The following is a 6,001-nucleotide window of genomic DNA, read 5'->3' as shown; positions in this document are numbered from 1 at the left end:
TAGCGCTCGGTCGCATGGTGACCCGCCGCCAGGTAGTGGATGCCCATCTCGCGGGCCAGGTGGGTGGTGCGCTCGGAAATCTCGCCGGAGATGAAGGCATCGGCCCCGGCCTCCCGGGCGACGGTGATCATGTCCTGGGCGCCGCCGGTGCACCAGGCGACACGGCCAATATCGCCGCCCTCCGGCGCCTCGACCAGCAGTGGCGCCCGGCCCAGGCACGCCTCGACGTCCCGGGCAAGGCCGGCGGCGTCGAGACCAGGCCGTGGCTCGCCCAGCCATACCAGCCCCTCGCCGAGCTCGCCATCGGCGCAGCCCGTGACGGTGAAGCCCAGCCGACGGCCCAGTTCGGCGTTGTTGCCGAGCTCGCGGTGGGCATCCAGCGGCAGGTGGTAGGCCAGCAGGTTGATGTCGTGGGCCAGCAGCGTCGCCAGGCGCCGGCGCTTGATGCCGGTGACGGTGACCGGCTCGTTCTTCCAGAAGTAGCCGTGGTGGACCAGCACCAGGTCGGCCCGCCAGGCCACGGCCTCGTCGAGCAGGGCCTGGCAGGCCGTCACTCCGGTCATGATCCGCGTGACGTGCTCGCTGCCGGCCACCTGCAGGCCGTTCACGGTGTAGTCCCTGAAGCGTTCGGGCTCCAGCAGTCGGTCGCAGGCGGCGACCAGGTCGTCACGATTCGTCATGCAGCCTCCGGGCGCGGTCGGGTTGGCAATGTTACAATCCGCACAGTGTAACCAGCGGGAGGATACCCCGCGACCCAGTACCGCCGACAAGGACCCCCGCCGCATGCGACGCACCCTGCTCCCCTACCTCTGGCCCGTCCTCATCGGCGTGCTGGCCGCCATCGTGCTGCTCAATGCCTTCCCGCAGCTGATCGGCCGGCCGGCCCCGCCGCCGACGCCTCCCGCCACGCCGGCGCTGGTGAAGTCCGACGACGAGGCCAGCTCACGGGAGGCCCCGGAGGTGCGCCAGGCCGAGCCCCTCACCCGCCGGCAGGGGCCGGCCAGCTATGCGCAGGCCGTGGAGCGCGCCGCCCCCGCGGTGGTCAACATCTACTCCACGCGGGTGGTCGAGCGGGAGGAGCACCCGCTGATGTCCGACCCCTTCTTCCGCCAGTTCTTCGGCGACGAGCTGCCCAGCCGCCAGCGCATGCTCTCCAGCCTCGGCTCCGGAGTGATCGTCAGTGACGATGGTTACGTGCTGACCAATCACCACGTGATCCGCGGGGCCGACCAGATCCAGGTCGCCCTGCGCGACGGCCGCGAGACACTGGCCGAGGTGATCGGCACCGACCCCGAAAGCGACCTCGCCGTGCTTCGCATCGACCTCGAGTCGCTGCCGGTGATCGAGCTGACCGACACCACCCGGGTCGCCGTGGGCGACGTCTCGCTGGCCATCGGCAACCCCTTCGGCGTGGGCCAGACGGTGACCATGGGCATCATCAGCGCCACCGGGCGCAGCCACCTGGGGCTCAATGCCTACGAGGACTTCATCCAGACCGATGCCGCCATCAACCCCGGCAACTCGGGAGGGGCACTGGTCAACGCCGAGGGCGCCCTGGTCGGTATCAACACCGCCATCTTCTCGCGCTCCGGCGGCTCCCAGGGCATCGGCTTCGCCATCCCCGCCAACCTGGCCCGCAACATCCTCGAGGAGCTGGTCACCCGTGGGCGCGTCATCCGCGGCTGGATGGGCATCGAGGCCCAGGAGCTCAACCAGGAGCTCGCCGCCTCCTTCGGCCTGCAGGCCCCGACAGGCGTGATCATCGCCGGCGTGGTACCGGACGGCCCCGCCGACCGTGCGGGCCTGCAGCCCGGCGACGTGCTGCTGGAGGTCGACGGCCAGCCGGTGCTCGACCCCCGGCGCACCATGAGCGACATTGCCTCGGTGGCGCCCGGCACCCGCCTGCCGCTGACGATCGTCCGCGGCGGCGAGCGCCGGGAGCTGACCATCGAGCTCGGCGAACGCCCGACCCCGAAGACGCGCCGCCCCGACGGGGAGTGATGCCCCACCTCGATGACGAAGGGCCCCGCCGGTCGGCGGGGCCCTCTGCTGTCCCGGGGCAGTTCATACCCTTCGCGACGTCACGGCCTGAGGCGATACTCGGCCGAACGGGCGTGGGCGGTGAGCGACTCGCCTCTGGCCAGGGTGGAGGCGATCTTGCCGAGCTCCCCGGCGCCCTCCGCCGAGCAGTGGATGATCGAGGAGCGCTTCTGGAAGTCGTAGACCCCCAGCGGCGAGGAGAAGCGCGCCGTCCCCGAGGTGGGCAGCACATGATTGGGGCCGGCACAGTAGTCGCCCAGCGCCTCGGCGGTATAGCGTCCCATGAAGATGGCCCCGGCATGGCGCACCTGGGGCAGCCAGCCCTCGGGATTGGCCACCGAGAGCTCCAGGTGCTCCGGGGCGATGCGGTTGATCAGCATCACCGCCTCGTCACGATCCCGGCAGTAGATCAGCGCGCCGCGGCGGGCCAGCGACTCGCGCACGATGGGGGCGCGATCCAGGGTGGGCAGCAGCCGCGCGATCGAGGCCTCCACCGCCTGCAGGTGCTCGAGGTCCCAGCTCACCAGCACCGCCTGGGCATCCTCGTCGTGCTCGGCCTGGGAGAAGAGGTCCATGGCCAGCCAGTCCGGGTCGGTCCCGCCGTCCGAGACCACCAGGATCTCCGAGGGGCCGGCGATCATGTCGATGCCCACCTGGCCGAACACCGCCCGCTTGGCCGTCGCCACATAGATGTTGCCCGGCCCGACGACCTTGTCCACCCGCGGCACCGTCTCGGTGCCGAAGGCCAGGGCCGCTACCGCCTGGGCGCCGCCGATGGTGAAGACGTGGTCGACGCCGGCGAGATAGGCGGCGGCCAGCACCAGCTCATTGAGGATCCCATCGGGGGTCGGCACCACCATGACGATCTCGCGCACGCCGGCCACATGGGCGGGAATGGCGTTCATCAGCACCGAGGAGGGATAGGCCGCCTTGCCACCCGGCACGTAGATGCCCGCGCGATCCAGGGGCGTGACCTGCTGGCCCAGCACGGTGCCGTCGGCCTCGGTGTAGTGCCAGGTGGCCGGCTTCTGACGCTCGTGATAGGCGCGGATGCGCTCGGCGGCGCTCGACAGGGCCTCGCGCTGCTCCGCGGGCAGCCCCTCGAAGGCCTGGCGGAGCCGCCCTTCGCTCAGGGTCAGCTCGGCCATGGACGTCACGGCGAGCCGGTCGAAGCGGTTCGAGTACTCGACCAGCGCGGCATCGCCCCGGGTCTTGACGGCGGCGAGGATCTCGTCGACGCGCTGCTGGACCGCGGCATCGGAGACCCCCTCCCAGGCCAGCAGGTCGGCCAGGCGGCGATCGAAGTCGGCCTGCGAGGTCGAGAGCCGCGCGATGTCGACGCCGGCGATGGGGGATTGGCTCATGGCAGTGGCTTCCTCTCGAAACGGGGCTCGTCGTCTGTGAGACTGCCGCGGCGCCGGGCCGCGGGCAAGGCGGGCCTGGCTATGGGGCCGACACGGCGAGGCTATCGCGACGCGCCGCGACCGCCTCGCGCAGGCGGGCGATGAGCGGTTTCAGGCGGTCGTGCTTCATGGTCATGGCCGCCTTGTTGACCACCAGCCGCGTGCTGATCGGGGCGATCAGCTCACGCGGCTCCATACCGTTGGCCCGCAGCGTGTTGCCGGTATCGACGATGTCGACGATCTCGTCGGCGAGGTTCATCAACGGGGCCAGCTCCATGGCCCCATAGAGCTTGATCACCTCGGCCTGGATCCCCTGCTCGGCGTAGTAGCGGCGCGCCACGTTGACAAACTTGGTGGCCACCCGCCGCCGGGCCCGGGCCGGCTCGGCGCCGGTGATGCCGGCGGTCATCAGCCGGCAGCGGGCGATCTCCAGGTCGAGGGGCTCGTAGAGGCCCTCGACGCCGTGCTCGAGCAGCACATCCTTGCCGGCCACGCCGAGGTCCGCCGCGCCGAGCTGCACATAGGTCGGCACGTCCGTGGCCCGGATCACCACCAGCTTGACGTCCGGCAGATTGGTGTCGAACAGCAGCTTGCGGCTCTTGCTCAGGTCCTCGGCCGGCTCGATGCCGGCATCGGCCAGCAGCGGCAGGGTCTCGTCGAGAATACGGCCCTTGGAGAGGGCCAGAATCAGTTGCTTGCTCATGGTCTCGCCTGTTGGTCGGCTCAGCCCGGGATGCGCCGGATGCGCGCGCCCAGCAGCTGCAGTTTTTCCTCGATGCACTCGTAGCCGCGGTCGATGTGGTAGATCCGATCGACCAGGGTCTCGCCCTCGGCCATCATCGCCGCGATCACCAGCGAGGCGGAGGCGCGCAAGTCGGTGGCCATCACCGGCGCCCCGGAGAGGGTCTCGACCCCGGTGATCACCGCGGTGTTGCCCTCCAGGGCGATGTCGGCCCCCATGCGGTTGAGCTCCTGCACGTGCATGAAGCGGTTCTCGAAGATGGTCTCCACCACCCGGGCGGTACCCTGGGCCACCGCGTTCATCGCCACGAACTGGGCCTGCATGTCGGTGGGGAAGGCCGGATAAGGGGCGGTACGCACGTTGACCGCCTTCGGCCGTCGGCCCTGCATGTCGAGCTCGATCCAGCCCTCGCCGGTGGTGATGGTGGCCCCCGCTTCTTCCAGTTTGGCGAGCACCGCATCGAGGATGTCGGCGCGGGTGTTACGCACCCGCACCCGCCCCCGCGAGAGCGCCGCCGCCACCAGGAAGGTGCCGGTCTCGATGCGGTCGGGCATGACGTCATACGAGGCGCCGTGCAGCCGCTCGACGCCCTCGATGACGATGGTGTCGGTGCCGTGGCCGCGGATCTTCGCACCCATCTTGATCAGGCACTCGGCCAGGTCGACCACCTCGGGTTCCCGGGCGGCGTTCTCCAGCACCGTGGTGCCGTCCGCCAGGGTCGCCGCCATCAGCAGGTTCTCGGTGCCGGTCACGGTGACGGTATCGAAGAAGATGGTGGCACCGTGCAGTCGCCCATCGACCCGCGCGCGGATGTAGCCGGCCTCGACGCTGACCTCCGCGCCCATGGCCTCGAGGCCGCGGAGGTGCAGGTCCACCGGCCGCGAGCCGATGGCACACCCGCCGGGCAGCGAGACGTCCGCATGACCGAAGTGGGCCAGCAGCGGACCGAGCACCAGGATCGAGGCGCGCATCTTCTTGACCAGCTCGTAGGGCGCATGACAGTGGGTGACCTGGGAGCCGTCGAGCTGGATGCACATCCTGTCGCCCATCACGGGCTCGACGCCCATGTGGCCGAGCAGCTCCAGGGTGGTGGTGATGTCCTGCAGGTGCGGCAGGTTGCCGATGGTCACCGGCTCGTCGGCCAGCAGGGTCGCGCAGAGGATAGGCAGGGCGGCATTCTTGGCACCGCTGGCCCAGACCTCGCCGTCGACGGGGCCGTTACCGGTAATGATCAGCTTGTCCATGGAAGCTCGACCCTCAGGCCTCCTGGTTGTCGGTGGCGGCCTGCCACTGCTGCGGGGTGTAGGTCTTGATGCTCACCGCATGCAGGGCGCCGGAAGCAATCTCCTCGGAGAGTGCACCATAGATCATCTGCTGGCGCTTGACCGGCGAGAGCCCCTCGAAGACCTCGCCCACGGCCACCACCTGGAAGTTGCAGCCTTCGCCCTGGATATGGAACTCGCAGCCGTCGAGTCGGCTCTCGAGCAGCGCCTTCACTTCGCTCGGTTGCATGGCACCGGCACTCCTGTGGTTCGTCGATTCGTCGGGGAGACGCTGCCGACGACCACGGCGTGGCCGCCGGCAGCGGGAATCTCATGGCAGCACATGGTAAAGAAAAGCACCGCGCTTGGCGATGGGAAGGAAGGGGTGGCTCAGGCGGCGACCGGCTCGGCGAGCGGCAGCAGGGTGTCCAGCCCCGCGACCCGGGTCAGGCGCTCGAGGGGGGCCGAGAGGCGCACGGCGGCCACCTCGACACCGGCATCGCGGGCCTGGCGGGTCCACTCCAGCAGCACGCTGAGCGCCGCACTGCTGACCC

General features: G+C 70.1%; 6 protein-coding genes. 1 reads left to right on the top strand and 5 read right to left on the bottom strand.

Annotation, left to right across the window (positions count from 1 at the left end; all coding sequences use genetic code 11):
• Positions 1-680: Nif3-like dinuclear metal center hexameric protein (locus SCI24_RS20325; RefSeq protein ID WP_318727103.1), on the bottom strand; the 680-nt coding region annotated here is incomplete at its 3' end.
• A gap of 103 nt (positions 681-783) precedes the next feature.
• Between SCI24_RS20325 and SCI24_RS20320 the strand changes: the two genes are divergently transcribed.
• Positions 784-2,001 (top strand): Do family serine endopeptidase, encoded by a 1,218-nt coding sequence (locus tag SCI24_RS20320; protein ID WP_318727102.1) that lies wholly within the window; start codon positions 784-786, stop codon positions 1,999-2,001.
• 80 nt (positions 2,002-2,081) lie between these two features.
• Here SCI24_RS20320 and hisD read toward each other — a convergent pair whose 3' ends face one another.
• The 4 genes from hisD to SCI24_RS20300 all read right to left on the bottom strand — a co-directional run bounded on the left by hisD (position 2,082) and on the right by SCI24_RS20300 (position 5,697).
• On the bottom strand, positions 2,082-3,404 hold the full coding sequence (hisD, locus tag SCI24_RS20315) for a histidinol dehydrogenase (protein ID WP_318727101.1): 1,323 nt from the start codon (positions 3,402-3,404) through the stop codon (positions 2,082-2,084).
• A gap of 79 nt (positions 3,405-3,483) precedes the next feature.
• The gene (gene hisG, locus SCI24_RS20310) at positions 3,484-4,146 is read right to left on the bottom strand and encodes an ATP phosphoribosyltransferase (RefSeq protein ID WP_318727100.1); all 663 of its coding nucleotides are present in this window, start codon (positions 4,144-4,146) and stop codon (positions 3,484-3,486) included.
• A 20-nt stretch (positions 4,147-4,166) separates the two neighbouring features.
• Positions 4,167-5,429 (bottom strand): UDP-N-acetylglucosamine 1-carboxyvinyltransferase, encoded by a 1,263-nt coding sequence (gene murA, locus SCI24_RS20305; RefSeq protein ID WP_318727099.1) that lies wholly within the window; start codon positions 5,427-5,429, stop codon positions 4,167-4,169.
• Positions 5,430-5,442: 13 nt separating this feature from the next.
• Positions 5,443-5,697, bottom strand: coding sequence for a BolA family protein (locus SCI24_RS20300; RefSeq protein ID WP_412930298.1), 255 nt, complete (start codon positions 5,695-5,697; stop codon positions 5,443-5,445).
• Positions 5,698-6,001 lie beyond the last annotated feature (304 nt).

The organism is Halomonas sp. (assembly GCF_033549285.1).
Lineage (GTDB): Bacteria > Pseudomonadota > Gammaproteobacteria > Pseudomonadales > Halomonadaceae > Halomonas.
The sequence above is the reverse complement of the archived record's forward strand: the minus strand, read 5'-3'. Positions and strand labels throughout refer to the sequence as shown.